The organism is Streptomyces sp. NBC_01224 (genome assembly GCF_036002945.1).
GTDB lineage: Bacteria > Actinomycetota > Actinomycetes > Streptomycetales > Streptomycetaceae > Streptomyces.
Window position 1 is genome coordinate 4,643,703 of sequence record NZ_CP108529.1, and the last position, 18,179, is coordinate 4,661,881.

General features: G+C 67.4%; 17 protein-coding genes and 1 tRNA gene. 9 read left to right on the forward strand and 9 right to left on the reverse strand.

Going from position 1 to position 18,179, the window contains the following annotated elements; genetic code table 11:
* Positions 1 to 47: 47 nt before the first annotated feature.
* Together OG609_RS20650 and OG609_RS20655 are read right to left on the reverse strand one after the other, a co-directional pair.
* On the reverse strand, positions 48 to 1,382 hold the full coding sequence (locus OG609_RS20650) for a serine/threonine-protein kinase (RefSeq protein ID WP_327274159.1): 1,335 nt from the start codon (positions 1,380 to 1,382) through the stop codon (positions 48 to 50).
* Positions 1,383 to 1,463: 81 nt separating this feature from the next.
* Positions 1,464 to 2,012, reverse strand: coding sequence for a helix-turn-helix domain-containing protein (locus tag OG609_RS20655; RefSeq protein ID WP_327274160.1), 549 nt, complete (start codon positions 2,010 to 2,012; stop codon positions 1,464 to 1,466).
* A 170-nt stretch (positions 2,013 to 2,182) separates the two neighbouring features.
* Between OG609_RS20655 and OG609_RS20660 the strand changes: the two genes are divergently transcribed.
* A tRNA-Ala gene (locus tag OG609_RS20660) sits at positions 2,183 to 2,255 on the forward strand.
* A 66-nt stretch (positions 2,256 to 2,321) separates the two neighbouring features.
* On the opposite strand, the gene OG609_RS20665 is transcribed toward OG609_RS20660, so the two are convergent.
* The gene (locus OG609_RS20665) at positions 2,322 to 3,056 is read right to left on the reverse strand and encodes a DUF5324 family protein (RefSeq protein WP_327274161.1); all 735 of its coding nucleotides are present in this window, start codon (positions 3,054 to 3,056) and stop codon (positions 2,322 to 2,324) included.
* 408 nt (positions 3,057 to 3,464) lie between these two features.
* Between OG609_RS20665 and OG609_RS20670 the strand changes: the two genes are divergently transcribed.
* Together OG609_RS20670 and OG609_RS20675 are read left to right on the forward strand one after the other, a co-directional pair.
* Positions 3,465 to 3,992 (forward strand): peptidylprolyl isomerase, encoded by a 528-nt coding sequence (locus OG609_RS20670; RefSeq protein ID WP_114245503.1) that lies wholly within the window; start codon positions 3,465 to 3,467, stop codon positions 3,990 to 3,992.
* 155 nt (positions 3,993 to 4,147) lie between these two features.
* Complete coding sequence (locus OG609_RS20675) at positions 4,148 to 5,047, forward strand: rhomboid family intramembrane serine protease (protein ID WP_327274162.1); 900 nt, start codon at positions 4,148 to 4,150, stop codon at positions 5,045 to 5,047.
* A 287-nt stretch (positions 5,048 to 5,334) separates the two neighbouring features.
* Here the strand turns inward: OG609_RS20675 and crgA are convergent, their stop codons facing one another.
* The gene (gene crgA / locus OG609_RS20680) at positions 5,335 to 5,589 is read right to left on the reverse strand and encodes a cell division protein CrgA (RefSeq protein WP_265543105.1); all 255 of its coding nucleotides are present in this window, start codon (positions 5,587 to 5,589) and stop codon (positions 5,335 to 5,337) included.
* Positions 5,590 to 5,730: 141 nt separating this feature from the next.
* Here crgA and OG609_RS20685 point away from each other — a divergent pair, with 141 nt between their 5' ends.
* From OG609_RS20685 to OG609_RS20710, 6 genes are read left to right on the forward strand one after another with little or no spacing between them, the layout of a single operon-like run.
* Positions 5,731 to 6,498 carry a DUF881 domain-containing protein gene (locus OG609_RS20685; RefSeq protein WP_327274163.1) on the forward strand — a complete coding sequence of 256 codons (768 nt, stop codon included), beginning with the start codon at positions 5,731 to 5,733 and terminating at the stop codon, positions 6,496 to 6,498.
* Between the two features lie 26 nt (positions 6,499 to 6,524).
* Positions 6,525 to 7,220, forward strand: a complete 696-nt coding sequence (locus OG609_RS20690) for a class E sortase (RefSeq protein WP_327274164.1) — start codon at positions 6,525 to 6,527, stop codon at positions 7,218 to 7,220.
* Positions 7,221 to 7,276: 56 nt separating this feature from the next.
* Positions 7,277 to 7,459: a hypothetical protein gene (locus tag OG609_RS20695; RefSeq protein WP_327274165.1), complete on the forward strand. Its 183-nt coding sequence runs from the start codon at positions 7,277 to 7,279 to the stop codon at positions 7,457 to 7,459.
* Positions 7,456 to 8,094 carry an aminodeoxychorismate/anthranilate synthase component II gene (locus OG609_RS20700; protein WP_327274166.1) on the forward strand — a complete coding sequence of 213 codons (639 nt, stop codon included), beginning with the start codon at positions 7,456 to 7,458 and terminating at the stop codon, positions 8,092 to 8,094. The genes OG609_RS20695 and OG609_RS20700 overlap by 4 nt, the downstream gene beginning before the upstream one ends.
* Positions 8,091 to 9,485, forward strand: coding sequence for a class E sortase (locus OG609_RS20705; protein ID WP_327274167.1), 1,395 nt, complete (start codon positions 8,091 to 8,093; stop codon positions 9,483 to 9,485). The genes OG609_RS20700 and OG609_RS20705 overlap by 4 nt, the downstream gene beginning before the upstream one ends.
* Positions 9,486 to 9,512: 27 nt before the next feature.
* Positions 9,513 to 10,241 (forward strand): class E sortase, encoded by a 729-nt coding sequence (locus OG609_RS20710; protein WP_327274168.1) that lies wholly within the window; start codon positions 9,513 to 9,515, stop codon positions 10,239 to 10,241.
* A 75-nt stretch (positions 10,242 to 10,316) separates the two neighbouring features.
* On the opposite strand, the gene OG609_RS20715 is transcribed toward OG609_RS20710, so the two are convergent.
* The 5 genes from OG609_RS20715 to OG609_RS20735 all read right to left on the reverse strand — a co-directional run bounded on the left by OG609_RS20715 (position 10,317) and on the right by OG609_RS20735 (position 18,113).
* A complete protein-coding gene (locus OG609_RS20715) occupies positions 10,317 to 11,384 on the reverse strand; it encodes a restriction endonuclease (RefSeq protein ID WP_327274169.1) in 1,068 nt (355 codons plus the stop codon).
* Positions 11,385 to 11,588: 204 nt separating this feature from the next.
* Entirely contained in the window at positions 11,589 to 13,565 is a 1,977-nt protein-coding gene (pknB, locus tag OG609_RS20720) for a Stk1 family PASTA domain-containing Ser/Thr kinase (RefSeq protein WP_327274170.1), read from the reverse strand.
* Between the two features lie 167 nt (positions 13,566 to 13,732).
* Entirely contained in the window at positions 13,733 to 15,190 is a 1,458-nt protein-coding gene (locus tag OG609_RS20725; protein ID WP_327274171.1) for a peptidoglycan D,D-transpeptidase FtsI family protein, read from the reverse strand.
* Positions 15,187 to 16,596 (reverse strand): FtsW/RodA/SpoVE family cell cycle protein, encoded by a 1,410-nt coding sequence (locus OG609_RS20730; RefSeq protein ID WP_327274172.1) that lies wholly within the window; start codon positions 16,594 to 16,596, stop codon positions 15,187 to 15,189. The genes OG609_RS20725 and OG609_RS20730 overlap by 4 nt, the downstream gene beginning before the upstream one ends.
* A 23-nt stretch (positions 16,597 to 16,619) precedes the next feature.
* A complete protein-coding gene (locus tag OG609_RS20735; RefSeq protein ID WP_327274173.1) occupies positions 16,620 to 18,113 on the reverse strand; it encodes a Stp1/IreP family PP2C-type Ser/Thr phosphatase in 1,494 nt (497 codons plus the stop codon).
* Between the last annotated feature and the right edge of the window lie 66 nt (positions 18,114 to 18,179).

An 18,179-nucleotide genomic window follows, 5' to 3' on the forward strand; every position in this document is an offset into this window, starting at 1 on the left:
GGGCCGGAGCCGCCGCCGCGCGGGGCAGGGGCTCCGGCCGGCCGTGCTCAGCTCCGGGTCAGCGCCCAGATGCCCACGGCGAAACAGATCAGTGCCACCAGCAGGACCGGGACCGCCACCTTCGGGGGCGGTCCCGGACGCTTGTGCGGTGCGTGCGCGGGAACAGCGGCCGAGAGGTGCGGGGGAACCGCTGCTCCGGGAGCGGGAACGTGCGGCTGTCCGGCGGTGTACGCGCGGGTGAGAGCCGGTTCGTGCTGCGCCGCGGAAGTGGGGCCCTGCGCGGGATCCGGCGCAGGGAAGGGGGAAGCCGCGTGCGCCGGGATCGGTGTGGGGGGCGTGGCCGGCTGCGCCGGATGGGGCAGCGGTGTGGGCTGCCGCGGAGGCGGTGGGAGGTGGAAGCTGCCCGTTTCCGACATCGGGACCGGCGGCTGGGTGTAGGGCTGCTGGGTGGACGGGTCCGTCTGCGCGGGCTGCGCGTCCTGTGAGGTTGTCCGGGGGGACGCGATCGGTCCGGCGGGGCCGAAGCCCGCAGGCAGTGGCCCGAGTTGGTCGAAGACCTCCACCGGCTCGTCGTCGGCGCCGGGCTCGGGCAACATGTCGACCGCGGCCGTAAGCGCCTTGCGTGCGCCCGTGGCCGTACGGAACCTGGCCTGGGGATCCGGCTGCAGCAGCCCCGCGAGCACCTGCCACAACGGCTCGGGAATCCCCTCCGGGGCGCTGGGAGTTCCGTACGAGGCGAAGTGCTCGACGAGGGCCCGCGCGTCCGGCTTCTTCCCCTGCAGCAGATACAGCGCGACCAGTCCGACCGCGAAGAGGTCCGCGGGGAAATCGGGTTCCGCGCCCATCATCTGTTCGGGCGCGAAGTAACCGGGCGTGCCCACCACGTAGTTGGTCTCGGTCAGGCGCGGCTCACCCTTGCGCATGGAGATACCGAAGTCGGACAGCCGCAGATGCGGCCGCCCGGTGCCGGTGGCCTCCATCAGGATGTTCGCGGGTTTGATGTCCCGGTGCACGACGCCCTCCGCATGCACCGTCGACAGTCCGGACAGCAGTTGGTCGAGCAGCGTGCAGACGAAACGGGGAGGCAGCGGTCCGTAGTCGCCGATGACATGCGCCAGCGAACCACCGCTCACCAGATCCATGGTGAACAGGACCTTGTCGTCGTCCGCGGCCCAGCTGGCCGGGGCGAGCACATGCGGATGCTCGATCCGCAGCGCCTGCTCGCGGACGAAGCGCAGCAGCGTGTGTGCGTCGCTCTGCTGGAGGACCTTGGCCGCCACATAACGGCGGCGTCGGTGGTCCCAGGCGCGCCAGACGGCGCCGACCCCACCACGTCCGATCGGATCGATCAGTTCGTACCGACCGGCGAAGACCTCACCCATTGCGCTGCGCCCGCTCCCAGTCCTGTTTCGGCTCGTGCCCGGCTCTCGGGGGTAGTGCCCCAGGGCCTGAAAGGACAGGCCCTAGCTCTGGTGTCCCTCGTAGTGCGCCACCGCGTCCGCGGTGCGCCCCGCGCCGTACACCTTGAGGAACTCTGCCAGTTCCGGGTGGGTCGGGGCGAGGGAGTCGGCGGCATCGATGATGTCACCGGCGGCTGCGACCGACCGCAGCAGCGACTGGATCTCACGCACCACGCGCCGGACGGTCGGAGCGCCGCCGGTGTTGGAGGTCTGGCTGGTGCCGGTGAGGACGGAGCCGCCCTGGGACTTCTTGACCTCTTCCATGCGGTCGGTGGCCTCTCCCGCGCTGACGCTGCCGTCGGCGACCTGGCTGGCCAGTTCCTGGAGCGCCTGGACACGCTGGACGACCGCGGGGTTGCCGATCTTCGCCCGCTGACCGCTCATCAGCTGGGAAAGCATGGGGGCGGACAGCCCGAGGACCGCGGCGAGCCGGGCCTGGTTCAGGCCGAGATCATCGATCAGCCGGCGGAAGAGCGCCCCGAGAGGTTCTCCGTACCAGCTGCGCTGAAGCTCCCTGGCTCTTGCTGTTGCCTCTTGCTGAGCTGCATCCATGGCGTCTCCCCTTCGCTGCGGCTTCGCTGCTGCGAACCTCGTCGAGCATCTTACGGAGAGTGGTCGCCGACCGGGAGTCCCCATCTTTTTGCAAGATTCCGGGGGGTACCCGGTACTCTGGTCTGCGGCGGTCGCCGAGACGCAGAAGCGTCCGGTGCTGTCCGCTTTTCGGGGCCTTAGCTCAGTTGGTAGAGCGCTGCCTTTGCAAGGCAGATGTCAGGAGTTCGAATCTCCTAGGCTCCACAAGTGACAGAACGGGCGCCGGAAGACCTCAGGTCTTCCGGCGCCCGTTTGTCGTGCAGGGGCTGTTCAGCGGCGGTCGTCGAGATCGGTGCCGTCCACACCTTCCGGGCCGTCCGTCCCCTTGGTCTCCGCATCGGCCTGCTTGGCCTGGACCTCCGGGTCGAGCGAGCTCGGACCACTGCCGTCGACCGAGGACAGGGGCGCGCGGTCGGAGACCTCCGTGGGAGCGGGTGGTTCGACCAGCCAGTCCGGGTTGGCCTGCTTGTCCCACCACCTCCAGGCGGCGTAGGCACCGCCCGCCACGATGCCGACCACGACGAACCCCTTGAACAGCCGCCCGGCCTTCGCCCGCCGCTCGTGCTTTCTGGCCAGCTGCTTGATCTCCTTCGCGGTCACCTGACTGCGCAGCGCGGCCAGCGCGGCGGCGCTGCGGGCCGAGGCCTCCTCGGCCATGGGCTGGGCGACGGCCATCGCGTGCCCGACGCGCGGCACGGTGTAGTCCGCGGCGGTACGGGCGGCCCGGCGGGTGCGGTGTGCGGCGCGCTGGGCCGCCTCGTCGACCTTGGGGGGTACGTGAGCACGGGCCAGTTCGATACGTGGTGCGAGATGCGCGTCGTATTGGACGCGGGCCTGCTGGGCTGCCTTCGACACCTTCGGCGCGAGCCGCGTGCGGGCCTCGTACGCAAGATGCGCGGCCTGGTCCTTGGCCGTGTCGGCGTAGGGCGCCACCACTTCCGCGGCGTGCTGCACGCTGTCCTTTGCCGAGTCGGTTGCGGCGCGCACGCTGTCGATGCGGGTCACGGGATCCTCCTCCTTGGTGGCGGGTGGATACTCCGCCTTTCCACCCATTTCGAGATCATGCCTGCCGGAGGCCTGTATGGCATGCGGGGCAGGCATCCGGGTTATTCAGGTCATCGGTGACGCCTTCGGGCAATGCGGTGCAAGGGGAGCTTGCCGATGACAATGCCACGGTTCGGTTCAGCCCGCGCCGGTTCGTCACGCACTTGGCCGCATTTGTTCCTGCGGGGAGCGGCACGTGAGGGGTTTCGGGGAAGCCGCAGGCGAGCGGGGCGAGAACGGCCTCGGCGCACGGGCGCGGAATCGGGCAAGAAGGTGAGTGGAGTGCGTTGGTGGTGGCGGCCGGGCGCCGGAGTGGACGGTCCGTGCGAGGATCGGTGAACGTCACTGAAGACTTACGGAAGGCAGATCGTGGCTGAGCAGCTTTACGCCACCTTGAAGACCAATCAGGGCGACATCGAGATCCGGCTTCTGCCGAACCACGCGCCCAAGACGGTCAAGAACTTCGTCGAGCTCGCCAAGGGTGAGCGTGAGTGGACGCATCCCGAGACCGGCAAGAAGTCCACGGACAGGCTGTACGACGGCACCGTCTTCCACCGTGTCATCAGCGGCTTCATGATCCAGGGCGGTGACCCGCTGGGCAACGGCACGGGTGGCCCGGGGTACGAGTTCGGTGACGAGTTCCACCCCGACCTCAGCTTCAACAAGCCGTACCTGCTGGCCATGGCCAACGCCGGCCCGGGCACCAACGGCTCGCAGTTCTTCGTGACGGTTTCGCCGACTGCCTGGCTGACCGGCAAGCACACCATCTTCGGTGAGGTCGTCGACCCCGCCAGCCAGAAGGTCGTGGATGCCATCGCGGCCACCAAGACCAACTCCCGCACCGACCGTCCGCTGCAGGACGTCGTGATCGAGTCGGTCGTCATCGAGAACCGATGATCGCCAGTAGTCATCAAATGATCACGCTCTGATTGCCCTTTCGGGGAACCAATCGCCCTGCTCGGCCGTACTTGTTACATAGCGGACGAGCAGGGCTGCGTTGTGCGTGCTGCCGCCACGACGAGCACCGAGGGGACCGGGAAGCGATGGGACCGATGGACCAGCAGCCGCCGGGAGACCAGGACCGGTCCGCCGCCACGGACGGCTCGCTCAGCTGCTACCGCCACCCCGGTCGTGGGACATACATCCGCTGCACCCGCTGCGACCGTCCGATCTGCCCCGAGTGCATGGTCAACGCCTCGGTCGGCTTCCAGTGTCCGGACTGCGCCCGCCAGGGAGCCGGTACGGGACACGGCCCGGGCGCCGCCCGGCCGCGCACGGTTGCGGGCGCCCCCGTAACGGCCGACCCCCGGCTCATCACCAAGATCCTTCTCGGCATCAATGTCGCCGTGTACATCGCCGTGCTGGCGAATGGCGCTCTGGTCAACGAGTTGGTGCTGCTCGGCCGCGCCACGACCCACTTCGGCGGTCCGCTGGAAGGCGTCGCCGAGGGCCAGTGGTACCGGCTGGTGACGTCGATGTTCCTGCATCAGGAGATGTGGCACATCCTGTTCAACATGCTGGGGCTGTGGTGGCTCGGCGGGCCGCTGGAGGCGGCGCTCGGCCGTGCCCGCTACCTCACGCTCTACATGCTCTCCGGCCTGGCGGGCGGCGCCCTCACTTACTGGCTCTCCGCACCCGTACAGGGCTCGCTCGGAGCCTCCGGAGCGATCTTCGGTCTGCTGGGCGCCACTGCCGTGCTCATGCGCCGGCTCAACTACGACATGCGCCCGGTCTTCGTGCTTCTCGCGGTGAACCTGGTCATCACCTTCAACCCCTGGGGCGGAATCGCCTGGCAGGCACATGTCGGCGGTCTGATCGCGGGCACGCTGATCGCGATCGGCATGGTGCACGCACCCCGTGAGCGGCGCGCACTGGTGCAGTACGGCACCTGCGCCATGGTCCTGGTGGCTGTGGTCGCCATCGTCGTCGCCAGAACAGCCGCGCTGACCTGAGGACGCCGTTCCCTGGCGATTCCCCGGTCAGTTGTCCACAGCGCGTGCCGGATCTTGTGCATTCTGTGGGAACAACTGTGCCCCTTGTCGCTGAGCTGGGTTTTTCCAGCAGAGACAAGGGGCGTGCCATCCCCGACGAGGGAGGCTGCAGTCACATCGGCGTCAACAGCTAGGGAGTTATCCACAGATCGTCTGACCTTTTCCCCCGCCTGTGGATAACGCTGTGGGTAACTCGGGGCAAGGGTTGCAGGACCGGGCCCTGCTGTGGGGTCAGGTGCCCTGCGGTGCTACTTCCACTGCGTGGAGACACCGAAGCCGCCGGCGATGAAGCCGAAGCCGACGACGATGTTCCAGTTCCCCAGCGACTTGATCGGCAGATCGCCGTCGGTCACATAGAAAACGACGATCCAGGCCAGACCGATCAGGAAGAGCGCCAGCATCACCGGCGCCACCCAGCTCCGGCTGGTCAGCTTTATGTTGGTTGCCTGCTTCGCCGGAGGGGGCGTGAAGTCGGCCTTCTTGCGGATACGTGACTTCGGCACGAGGAACTCTCCTGTCGATGCGCTGCGTGACCGCGCAGGGAACTATGGCTGGCGCCGGGGCGGGGCGCGAGGGGGAATGCTGCCTCCCCCGGGCGTCCGTTAGCGTAGTGCTTCCGCGGCTCCGAAGGAGATAAGGGTACGTTGAGCAATTCTGCCGACTCCCCCCAAGGACCGGTCCGGCGTACCTTCCGGCACCCGGTCAGGGTGCTCACCGCTGCAGTCTTCGCCCTCGCCGGACTGATCTTCGTCACCAGCGCCAACACGGCCAAGGGCACCAATATCCGCACCGACTCCTCACTGCTGAAGCTCTCCGACCTCATCCAACAGCGCAGCGGCAAGAACGCCCAGCTGGACGAGACCAACGCATCCGTGCGCGAGGACATCGACACCCTCGTCCGGCGCGACGACGGCAGCACCAAGGCGGAGGACGCACGGCTCAAGGAGCTGGAGCGGGCCGCGGGCACCACAAAGCTCTCCGGCCGGTCCGTGGCCGTCACGCTCGACGACGCCCCGCCCAACGCCACCGCCAACCCCGGCTACCCCGACCCGCAACCCAATGACCTGGTCATTCACCAGCAGGACCTGCAGGCGGTCGTCAACGCCCTCTGGCAGGGCGGCGCACGGGGCATCCAGGTCATGGACCAGCGGCTGATCTCCACGAGCGCCGTGCGCTGCGTCGGCAACACCTTGATCCTCCAGGGCCGGGTCTACTCCCCGCCGTACAAGATCACCGCAGTCGGTGACCCGGCCGAACTCAAGCAGGCTCTCGACAACTCCCCGGCGATCAGCAACTACCTGCTGTATGTGAAGGCGTACGGACTCGGCTGGAAAGTCGACGAGCACAAGGCGGTGACTCTTCCCGGCTACTCGGGCACAGTGGATCTCCACTATGCGGAGCCGGCGAAGTAGCGAGCAGCTGTGGGGAGGCCGACGAGGTGTCGGTGCGACTGATCGTGAGGACGTTCAGCGAACTCTGCATCACCGTCGGCGCCCTGATCGTGCTCTTTGTGGTGTACGTGCTGTTCTGGACCGGAGTGAAGGCCGCCGACGCGACCGAGGGGCAGATCGACACCCTGCGCGACCGGTGGGCCCAGGGAACGGTGTCCGCACCCGCGCCGCACACATCCCCGACGGGGGCGCCCCCCGCTCCCGCGGCGTACCGGGACGGAAAGCCGTTCGCGATGCTGTACATACCCCGCTTCGGGAAGGGCTGGGAGTGGCCCGTCCTGGAGAACACCGAGGTCAGGACCTTACAGAAGGGGCTCGGCCACTACGCCGGGACCGCCCGCCTCGGCGCGAGGGGCAATTTCGCGGTGGCCGGGCACCGTCGCACATACGGGGACCCGTTCAAGGACTTCCCGAAGCTGCGCCCGGGAGACGCGGTGGTGCTGACGGACGGAGCGACGTGGTTCACGTACCGCATCGACAAGAGGCCCTACCGGACGGTACCGAGCGACATCGGGGTCATCGATCCCGTACCCCGCAAGTCCGGCTTCGACGGGCCGGGCCGCTATCTGACGCTGACCACCTGCGATCCCGAATGGGGCAGCAGTCACCGGTTGATCGCATGGGCTCACCTCGATGCGACCCTGCCTGTGACCGACGGCAAGCCGGCAGCTTTCCACAGCTGACCCACGCTCCTGCCCCGGCCCTTTAGTCTGGTCCCGTACCGAATGGAGGGGACAGCATGTACGGCTGGATCTGGCGGCATCTGCCGGGCAGCGCATGGGTGCGTGCGCTCATCTCGCTCGTGCTGGCGCTGGCTGTCGTCTACGCGCTTTTCCAGTACGTCTTCCCGTGGGCGGAGCCGCTGCTTCCGTTCGGTGACGTGACGGTCGACGGCTCGACCGGATCGGGGGCCGGCCAGTGAGTGCCCGCATCCTCGTCGTGGACAACTACGACAGCTTTGTCTTCAACCTCGTCCAGTACCTCTACCAGCTCGGTGCCGAGTGCGAGGTGCTGCGCAACGACGAGGTGACCACGGCACACGCCCAGGACGGCTTCGACGGCGTGCTGCTGTCACCCGGCCCCGGCACCCCGGAGCAGGCAGGTGTCTGCGTCGAGATGGTGCGCCACTGCGCGGCCACGGGCGTTCCGGTCTTCGGGGTCTGCCTCGGGATGCAGTCGATGGCGGTGGCGTACGGCGGTGTGGTGGACCGGGCCCCGGAGCTGCTGCACGGCAAGACCTCGCTGGTGGCCCATGAGGGCACCGGGGTCTTCACCGGTCTGCCGTCCCCCTTCACCGCGACCCGCTACCACTCGCTCGCCGCCGAACCCGACACGGTTCCGCCGGAGCTGGAGGTGACCGCGCGTACCGCCGACGGCATCATCATGGGGCTGCGCCACCGCGAGCTGGCGGTGGAGGGCGTGCAGTTCCACCCGGAGTCGGTGCTGACCGAGCACGGCCATCTGATGCTGGCCAACTGGCTGGCACAGTGCGGCGACACAGGAGCTGTCGCGAGGTCGGCGGGGCTCGCGCCGGTGGTGGGCAAGGCCGTCGCGTGACCGCACTCCGCCCCGAACACGACGCCGGACAGGACGGTCCGTACGAGCAAGGAGCGTACGAGGCCGCAGGCGCGTTCGAGGCGGCGGTCGACCAGCTGGCGGATCCGCTGAACGATCCGCTGCCGGGGCAGCATGCCTCGCCGTGGTTCCGGGCGGACAACATCCCGTCCGAAGAGCCGGGGCAGGAGCAGAAGCCGGGGCGGGGGCTGCACCGGGCGCCGGATCAGCCGCCGCAGGCGCAGGCACAGCCGCCACAAGGGGCGCAGAAGCCCGAGGAGACCCCGCAGGAGTGGTACGACCCCGAGGGGTTCGAACGGGACTGGTACGGGCAGCAGGCGCCCGCGCCGACGCCTGCGCCGACGCGCCGGGCGCAACCCGTCGCCCATCCCTTCCCGCTCGACGACGAGACGGTCGGTCTGCGGACGGCGGACACCCGGCGCCTGGTCGACCGGGCGGTGACGACCCGGCAGCCGAATCCCGGGCCGGAGCTGGAGCCGGAGCCGGAGCTGGGGTCGGCGAGCGATGTGGAGAGCTTCGCGGAACCGGGCACGGGGCCCGAGAAGGTCGGTCCGGAACCACCCACCGGAGGTCGCGCCGAGCGCCGGCGCGCTGCCAAGGGGCGCGGTCGCCGACGTACCGGACCGCAGCCGGAGACAACGGCGCCGGCCGCGAAGCCGATGTCACGCGTCGAGGCAAGGCGTGCGGCGCGCGCGGCCAAGGACAGCCCGGCCGTTGTCGCCAGCCGGGTCGTCGGGGAGCTGTTCATCACCCTCGGCGTGCTGATGCTGCTGTTCGTCACGTACCAGCTGTGGTGGACGAATGTGCGTGCCGACCAGTACGCCGGCAAGGAGACGCACAAGATCCAGGACGACTGGGCGAAGGGCGACCGCAATCCCGGTGTGTTCGAAGCGGGGCAGGGATTCGCCATCATCCACATCCCCAAACTGGACGTCGTCGCTCCGATCGCCGAGGGCACCAGCAAGGAAAAAGTCCTCGACCGGGGCATGGTCGGCCATTACGGCGAGGGCGCGCTCCGCACCGCGATGCCATCGGCCAAGCAGGGCAACTTCGCGCTGGCGGGCCACCGCAACACGCACGGCGAACCCTTCCGCTACATCAACCGGCTGCGCCCCGGCGACCTGATCGTGGTCGAGACACAGGATGAGTACTACACGTACGAGGCGACGAAGACCCTTCCGCAGACATCGCCGTCCAATGTCTCGGTGATCGGCCCGGTGCCGCCCGGTTCGGGGTTCACCGGGCCGGGCCGGTACATCACTCTGACGACTTGTACGCCGGAATTCACGAGTACGTACCGTTTGATCGTCTGGGGCAAGATGGTCGACGAACGACCGCGCAGCAAAGGCAAGCCCGACGCGCTCGTCGGCTGATACATCATCACGACAGGGACGGGTGCGGTGACAGCGAGGACCGAGCACGAAGAGCGAATCGGTGAGTCCGCGCTCCCGTCGCGGCGCAGAGGCCGCCATCCCGTCGCGACCGCGGTCAGCGTTTTCGGCGAACTGCTGATCACCGCAGGCCTGGTGCTGGGGCTCTTCGTCGTCTACTCCCTCTGGTGGACAAATGTGCTCGCTGATCGCGAGGCCACCAAACAGGGCCACACCGTCCGCGACCGCTGGGCGGGCAGACCGGGCGCGCTGGACACCAAGGACGGCATCGGCTTCCTGCACGTTCCGTCGATGAAGAACGGCGAGGTACTGGTCAAGAAGGGTACCGACACCGAGAATCTCAACGACGGCATCGCGGGCTACTACACGGACCCGGTGAAGTCGGCTCTCCCCTGGGACGAGGAGGGCAACTTCACCCTGGCGGCACACCGCGACGGGCACGGCGCCAAGTTCCACAACATCGACAAGGTGAAGAACGGTGACGCGGTCGTCTTCGAGACCAAGGACACCTGGTACGTCTACAAGGTCTTCAAGGAGCTTCCCGAGACGTCGAAGTACAACGTCGATGTGCTGCAGGCGGTGCCGAAGGGATCGGGAGCGAAGAAACCCGGCCGCTACATCACGTTGACGACCTGCACGCCGGTCTACACGTCGAAGTACCGCTACATCGTGTGGGGCGAGCTGGTGCGTACAGAGAAGGTGGACAAGGACCGTACGAAGCCGGCGGAGCTGCGGTAACCGGTACGCTGAGCGGGCCCGAAGTCGCAACCATTCCTTGCGACTTCGGGCCTTCTGCCGTCCTGGTCTACTTGCTTACTTGAGTACCTGCAGCTTCGCGCCTGCGCTCCAGGCCTTCAGCAGGCCGCGGTGAACGGCGGGGACGCCGACCTGCATCGCGATATCGAGCGACTCGCGGGAGAACGGACAGGTCGCCACGTACACGGCAACGTCCGCCCGGTGCAGCGTCTTTGTGCCGACGAACTTCTGTATCTCGCCGCTCCACACCGAGCGGTACGGGGTGAAGTTCTTGCACTGGACGACCACCCGCCGCCCGTCGGCGGTGTACGCGGTGACGTCGGCCCCGCGGTCGCCGCTGCCACCGTGGATCTCGACGTCGATGCAGCCGTCCCGGCGCAGCAGCCCTGCGATGTGCTGCTCGAACTCCCGCCAGTTCATGGCGTCGATGGAGGCCATGACCCCGGTGAGGGGGCGCTGTTCCTGCGCGCGCTGAAGGCGGCGCAGCTGGATGTCGTGGCGGACGAGCCTCCGCTCGATCTGCTGGACGTTCTCGCGGAGGCTGATGAGTTCTCGCTGCTGCTCGCCGGAGGTCTCGATGAGGGCGCTGAGTATAGGGACGACGGTGGCGCCGAGGAGGCGGGTGAAGCTCTTCTCGCTGAGTCGCGTGATGTGGGCGTCGAGGGATTCGACGTCGCTGTCACGCCGAGGGGTATCCGTGATCACCGGATGCACCCGGGAGGTGTGTTCGACGTCGAGCAGATATGTACGGACACGGCGCGCGATCTCGCTGTCACGGAGCAGCATGGCGACGTTGAGGACGGTCCGCCGCGGCCGGACGGCCATGCTCGAACGGGGCTGTGGATAACTCTCCGGATAGGAACTCAGGGTGAGTTCCTTAAATTTCTGCAGCTCAGCGCCCCGGATCACCCTGAGGCCATTCGATTCGAGCTCTTCTCGATGACGGCTGAGGAGGTTGTTGATGACGGTTTCCGCCACCTCGAAGTAGGCGGCGACCATGGCGGTGGTCACGTGCATGCCGTCCGGCAGCAAGGACAGCGTCTTGACTCGGTCGAGTGCCTCCGTCCGCTCGGTGAAGCTCTGACGCAGCGCCTGTGATTCCACCAGAGCGACTTCGTTGATCACGCTCTTGGCCCTTCGCGTATCCAGCGATGCGGACGGAGTCCGATGCCCCGCCTCACCCGGTCAACGAATCGGCACATATGAAGACACGATCGAGTTACGGCTGCATGTGCGGTATGCCAGAGCAGAGGGCATCGCTGCGGACACCGCAAAGGGCCCCGGTCACCGTTGCGGTGACTGGGGCCCGATGGCAGTCGCGATTCGGGGTCAGTGCCGACGTGAGCCGGACGGGCCGCCGAAGATGTTGCCGTCGCCACCGCCCGGCATGGTCTGGACGTTGACCGCACTGTTCTTGTCGACCTGCTGGCCCGGGCCGGGCTGGAAGGCGACGACCTTCGCGTTGTCGTCATTCGGTCCCACCACCTGGATCTGCAGGCCCGCCTGGGCCAGCAGGGCCTTCGCCTCCGCGAGGGTCTTGCCCTGCAGGTCGGGAACCGTGGCCTTCTCCGGCTGCGGCGGACCCTTCGAGACCTTCAGGACGATCGGGGCGTCCTTGGCCTGCTTGCCGACTCCGGGGGACTGCTCGACCACGGTGTCCACCGGCTGGGGCGAGTCGATGTCGACACGCGAGATGGTTGTGAACCCGATGCCCCTGAGCTGGGCCTCTGCATCCTGGTACGTGCGGGTGCGAACGTCGGGGAGGTCCAGCAGGGCCTGCTTGGCGACGGTGATCGTGACCTCGGAGTTCTTCTCGGCCTTCGTGCCGCCGTCGGGGTCCTGCTTGATGACCGTACCCGCGGTCTTCTCGGACTCGACCGCGGTGACGTTCACCGTGAAGCCCTTGTCCTCAAGGTCCTTACGGGCGGTCGCCTCGGTCTTCTCCACGACGTCCGGGACCTCGACCTTCGGCGCTCCGGTGGAGACGACGACCGTGACGACCTCCTTCTCCGCCATCTGGCCGTCCGGGGTCGGGGTCTGGCTGCAGATCTTGCCCTTGGGCTGCTTCTCGCAGGGTTCCCGCGAGCCGACCTTGAGAATGACGTCGGAGTAGTCCGCGCGTTTCTGTGCTTCCTTCACGGTCAAGCCGATCATGTTCGGCACATCGACCTTGCCGCTGTTGCTGTTGGTGTTGCTGGACACCGACCGGCCGATCAGGATCGCGCCGATGAGCACCAGGATGCCCGCCACGATCAGCAGGATCGTCGAGGTGTTGCTCTTCTTCTGGCGGCGGCGGTCCGGGCGGTCGTCGTAGCCGTAGCCGCCGTCGTCCGGGTTGACCGGGGGCAGCATGGACGTGGGCGCGCCGTTCTGGTCCGCAGCGCGCAGTGCGGTGGTGGGCTGGTCGTTGCCGTAACCGTCGTAGCCGCCGTAACCGGGCACACCCATCGCCGCGGCGGCGACCGGCCGGCCGTCGAGGCAGGCCTCGATGTCGGCGCGCATCTCGTCGGCCGACTGGTAGCGGTAGTCGGGGTCCTTGACCAGGGCCTTCAACACGATCGCGTCCATCTCGGGCGTGATCTCGGGGTCGAAGTTGCTGGGCGTCTGCGGCTCTTCCCGTACGTGCTGGTAGGCAACTGCTACGGGTGAGTCCCCGATGAACGGCGGCCGGACCGTCAGCAGCTCGTAGAGCAGGCAACCGGTCGAGTACAGATCGGAGCGTGCGTCGACCTGCTCGCCCTTGGCCTGTTCCGGGGAGAGGTACTGGGCGGTGCCGATGACGGCCGCGGTCTGGGTCATCGTCATACCGGAGTCGCCCATGGCGCGGGCGATACCGAAGTCCATGACCTTGACCTGGCCGGTGCGCGTCAACATGACGTTCGCCGGCTTGATGTCGCGGTGGACGATGCCTGCGCGGTGCGAGTACTCCAGCGCCTGGAGGATGCCGACGGTCATCTCGAGGGTGCGCTCGGGCAGCAGCTTGCGGCCGGAGTGCAGAAGTTCCCTGAGCGTCGACCCGTCGACGTACTCCATCACGATGTACGGGATGGAGACCCCGTCGACGTAATCCTCACCGGTGTCGTAGACAGCGACGATCGCCGGGTGATTGAGCGAGGCGGCGGACTGGGCCTCACGGCGGAACCGGGCCTGGAAGGACGGGTCGCGGGCCAGATCGGCCCGCAGCGTCTTCACAGCTACGGTGCGGCCGAGCCGGGTGTCGTGTGCGAGGTAGACCTCGGCCATGCCACCACGGCCGAGCACCGAGCCCAGCTCGTACCGGCCGCCGAGGCGACGCGGCTCTTCCATAACTGTTCCAGCCCTCTCCGTCAGTCCCGACCGCACCGGTGTGCGGTCCGGCGGTGTGCTGCTCGCGCATACGCTACCGGCCGCGCACTACCTGATCGGCCCGGAGTCCGGACCTGATACCTGACCGGTATCCCAATGTGCAGGTATGGCTGCCCATGTGACGGGCATCACTTCTTGCTGTCGATGACCGCCTTCATTACAGCCTTTGCGATCGGGGCGGCCAGACCGCCACCGGAGATGTCGTCCCGGTTGGCCTGGCCGTCCTCGACAACGACGGCGACGGCGACCGGGGAGCCCTTGTCGGTCTTGGCGTAGGAGATGAACCAGGCGTACGGCTTCTCGCTGTTGTTCAGACCGTGCTGGGCGGTACCGGTCTTGCCGCCGACAGTGACGCCGTTGATGAGGGCGTTGGTTCCCGTGCCGTTCTTGACCACGGTCTCCATCATCTGCTGGAGCTTCTGGGCGTTCTCACCCGAGAGGGGCTGGCTGAGCTGCTCCTTCTCATGGGTGTAGATCACGTCCAGGTTGGGGGCCTTGCGCTCGGCGACCATGTACGGCTGCATCAGCTTGCCGTCGTTGGCGACCGCGGCGGCGACCATGGCCATCTGCAGCGGGGTGGCGCGGTTGGACGCCTGGCCGATGCCGGCCATGGCGTTCTGCGGGCGGTTGTCCTTGGGGTAGACGCTGGCGTCGGCGCGGACCGGGGTGAAGACGTCCTTGTTGAAGCCGAACTTGTTGGCCTGGTCGATCATCTTCTGGTTGCCGAGGTCATCGCTGATCTTGCCGAAGACGGTGTTGCAGGACCATCGCAGGGCTTCCCGCAGCGAGGCGTTCTCGCACGGGATGTTGCCCTCGTTCTCCAGGTTGCCGGTGGTCAGCGGGAGCCGGTAGGGCAGCGGCGACTTGGTGTGCTCGTCGATGCTGGTGTACAGCCCGTTCTCCAGCGCGGCCGCGGCGGTGACGACCTTGAAGGTCGAGCCCGGGGGGTAGGTCTCGCGCAGTGCCCGGTTGAGCATCGGCTTGTTCTTGTCCTTGGAGAGCTTCTCCCAGGCCTTGGAGTCGGCGGTGGAGTTGCCCGCGAAGGTCGAGGGGTCGTACGAAGGGGTACTGACGAGGGCCAGGATGGCGCCGGTCTGCGGGTCGAGCGCGGCGACGGCGCCCTTCTTGTCGCCAAGTCCCTTGAAGGCGGCCTTCTGAGCGGCCGCGTTGAGGGTGGTGACGACGTTGCCGCCCTGCTTCTTCTCGCCGGTGAACATCGACAGGGTCCGGTTGAAGAAGAGCTGGTCGTCGTTGCCGGTGAGGATGCCATCCTCAAGCTTCTCAAGGAAGTTGGCGTCGAACGCCTGCGAGGAGTACCCGGTCACGGGCGCCCACATGGGGCCGTTCTTCCAGACGCGCTTGTATTTGAAGTCGCTGTCCTTGGTCTCGACCGACCCGGTCACGGGGTTGCCGTCAACGATGATGTTGCCGCGCTCGTGTGCGTAACGTTCGATGCGGACGCGACGGTTCTCGTCGCGGCTGTTCAGCTCGTCGGCACGGACGTACTGCAGGTAGTTGGTCCGTACGAGCAGGGCGAGGATGAGGACTCCGCAGAAGATCGCGATCCGGCGAAGAGGCTTGTTCACGGTCGGACCACCTGGGTCATCTCGGCGTCGGAGGACGGGGCGGGGGCCGGGGCGGGGCGACGTGCGGTGTCGCTGATTCGGATCAGAATGGCGATCAGCGCCCAGTTGGCCAGCACGGACGAGCCACCGTACGCGAGGAACGGCATGGTCATACCGCTCAGCGGGATGAGCCCCATGACACCGCCGGCTACCACGAAGACCTGGATTGCGAAGGCCCCCGACAGCCCGATGGCGAGAAGCTTGCCGAAGGGGTCACGGGCGGCCAGCGCCGTGCGGACGCCTCGCTCGACGATCAGGCCGTAGATCAGCAGGACGGCCATCATTCCGGCCAGACCCAGCTCCTCGCCGACGGTGGAGAGGATGAAGTCGGCGTTGGCGGCGAACATGATCAGGTCCGAGTGGCCCTGGCCCAGTCCGGTGCCGAGCGTGCCGCCGGAGCCGAAGGACATCAGCGACTGGGCGATCTGGTCGCTCTGCGCCATCGTCGCCTTGGAGAACGGGTCGAGCCAGGCGTTCACCCGGGACTGCACGTGCGGCTCGAAGGACGCCACACCCACCGCGCCTACTGCGGACATCAGCAGACCGAAGACGATCCAGCTAGTCCGCTCGGTGGCGACGTACAGCATGACCACGAAGAGGCCGAAGAACAGCAGTGAGGTGCCGAGGTCGGTCTCGAAGACCAGGATCAGGATCGACAGGGCCCAGATGGTGATGATCGGTCCGAGGTCGCGTCCGCGCGGCAGGTACAGCCCCATGAAACGGCGGCTGGCCAGTGCCAGCGCATCGCGCTTCACCATGAGATAGCCGGAGAAGAACACCGCGATCAGGATCTTGGCGAACTCTCCCGGCTGGATCGAGAACGGGCCGAGGCTGATCCAGATCTTCGCGCCGTTCACCGCCGGGAAGAACATCGGCAGGATCAGCAGGATGAGCGCCGCGACCATCGAGATGTAGGTGTAGCGCTGAAGGATGCGGTGGTCCTTGAGGATCACCAGCACGGCGACAAAGAAGGCGACGCCGATCGCCGAGTAGAGCAGCTGCTTGGGGGCGTCGGGGCTGTACGCCCCGTAAAGAACCTCCGCACGCTGGATCAGTCTCGGCGACTGGTCCAGCCGCCAGATCAGCACCAGCCCCAGGCCGTTGAGCAGGGTCGCCAGCGGCAGCAGCAGCGGGTCCGCATAGGGCGCGAACTTGCGTACCACGAGGTGGGCGACGCCGCCGAGCAGGATGAGCCCGGCTCCGTATCCGAACATGCCGGACGGGAGCTTGCCGTCCATGGCGAGTCCGACATTGGCGTAGGCGAATACCGAGATGGCGACGGCGAAGACCATCATCATCAGTTCGGTGTTGCGGCGGCTCGGTGCGTCGATCGCGCCGATCGTGGTCGTGTTGGTGACAACGCTCATGGTGCTGAAGGCCCCCTACGGCTTTACTGCTTACCGCACTGCGGGACCAGCTTTTTCTCTTCCTCCGAGAGGCTGGGACCAGGAGTGGGAGTTGCGGTCGGCTTGGTCTTGGTGGCACCGGAAGTGGCCGACGTCTTGGTGACGTCCGAGCCCGTACCACCGGCTTGGCTCTCGTCGGAGCGGGCTTTCTCGGCCGCGCGTCGCTGGGCGTCCTTCTTGCAGGCGGATGCCTGGACAGCGAGCTCGCCGACCTTCTCGCGTGCGGCGGTGAGGTTGCCTTCGGCGATGGTTGCCTCGACCTGCTTGCGCTGGTAGGGCGGGAGGTACTTGAGTTCGATCTCGGGGTGGTCCTTCTCGACCTTCGAGAGCGAGACCCAGGCCAGGTCCTGGTTGATGCCTCGGAACAGCGCGACATGTTCGTTCTTCGCGCCGACATAGAACTGGTTCTGGGTCCAGCGGTAGCCGCCGTAGAGACCGCCGCCGACGACAGCGAGCGCGAGCACGACGTAGAAGGACCTCTTGAGCCACTTATGGCCGCCGCCGGGCTTGATGAAGTCGTCGTCGGTGTACGCGTCGAAGGAGTCGTCAGACATTTCGCCGTAGCCGACGCCGTCACCGCTTCCGGGCGGACCGAAGCCGCCTGCGGGCGGCGGGACGGGGCGGCCGAGGCCGGCCGCGCGTCCGGCGGGGGTCTGCATGGCGCTGCCGTCGTTCAGCTGGGCAGCCTGGTTCTCGGCGACCGCGCCGACGATGACCGGGGTGTCGTTGAGCTGTCCGGCCAGGGTGTCATTGCTGTCGACGTCGAGGACGTCGGCGACGATGCAGGTGATGTTGTCCGGGCCGCCGCCGCGCAGGGCGAGCTGGATCAGCTCCTGGATGGTCTCCTGGGGGCCCTGGTAACTGGCAAGGGTCTCTTCCATGGTCTGGTGGGAGACGACGCCGGAGAGCCCGTCGGAGCAGATCAGATAGCGGTCGCCGACCCGGACCTCACGAATGGAGAGATCGGGTTCGACGTGGTCGCCACTGCCCAGGGCACGCATCAGAAGGGCGCGCTGAGGGTGGGTGGTGGCCTCTTCCTCGGTGATCCGGCCCTCGTCGACCAGCCGCTGCACCCAGGTGTGATCCTGGGTGATCTGGGTGAGCACGCCGTCGCGCAGCAGGTACGCGCGGGAGTCGCCGACGTGGACGAGGCCGAGGCGCTGGCCGGTCCAGAGCAGGGCGGTGAGCGTGGTGCCCATGCCCTCCAGCTGGGGGTCCTCCTCGACCATCATGCGCAGTTGGTCGTTGGCCCGCTGGACCGCCGTACCGAGCGAGGTGAGGATGTCCGAACCCGGGACGTCGTCGTCGAGCTGGACGAGCGTGGAGATCACCTCGGAGCTGGCGACCTCGCCGGCTGCCTGGCCACCCATGCCGTCGGCGATGGCGAGAAGGCGCGGACCGGCGTAGCCGGAGTCCTCGTTCCCTTCCCGGATCATGCCCTTGTGCGATCCGGCGGCGAAGCGCAGGGAAAGACTCATGCGCACCTCTCCCGTCGGCTCGGGGTACAGCCGGTCTCGAGCCACACTGCCCACCCTCCGGTCGGG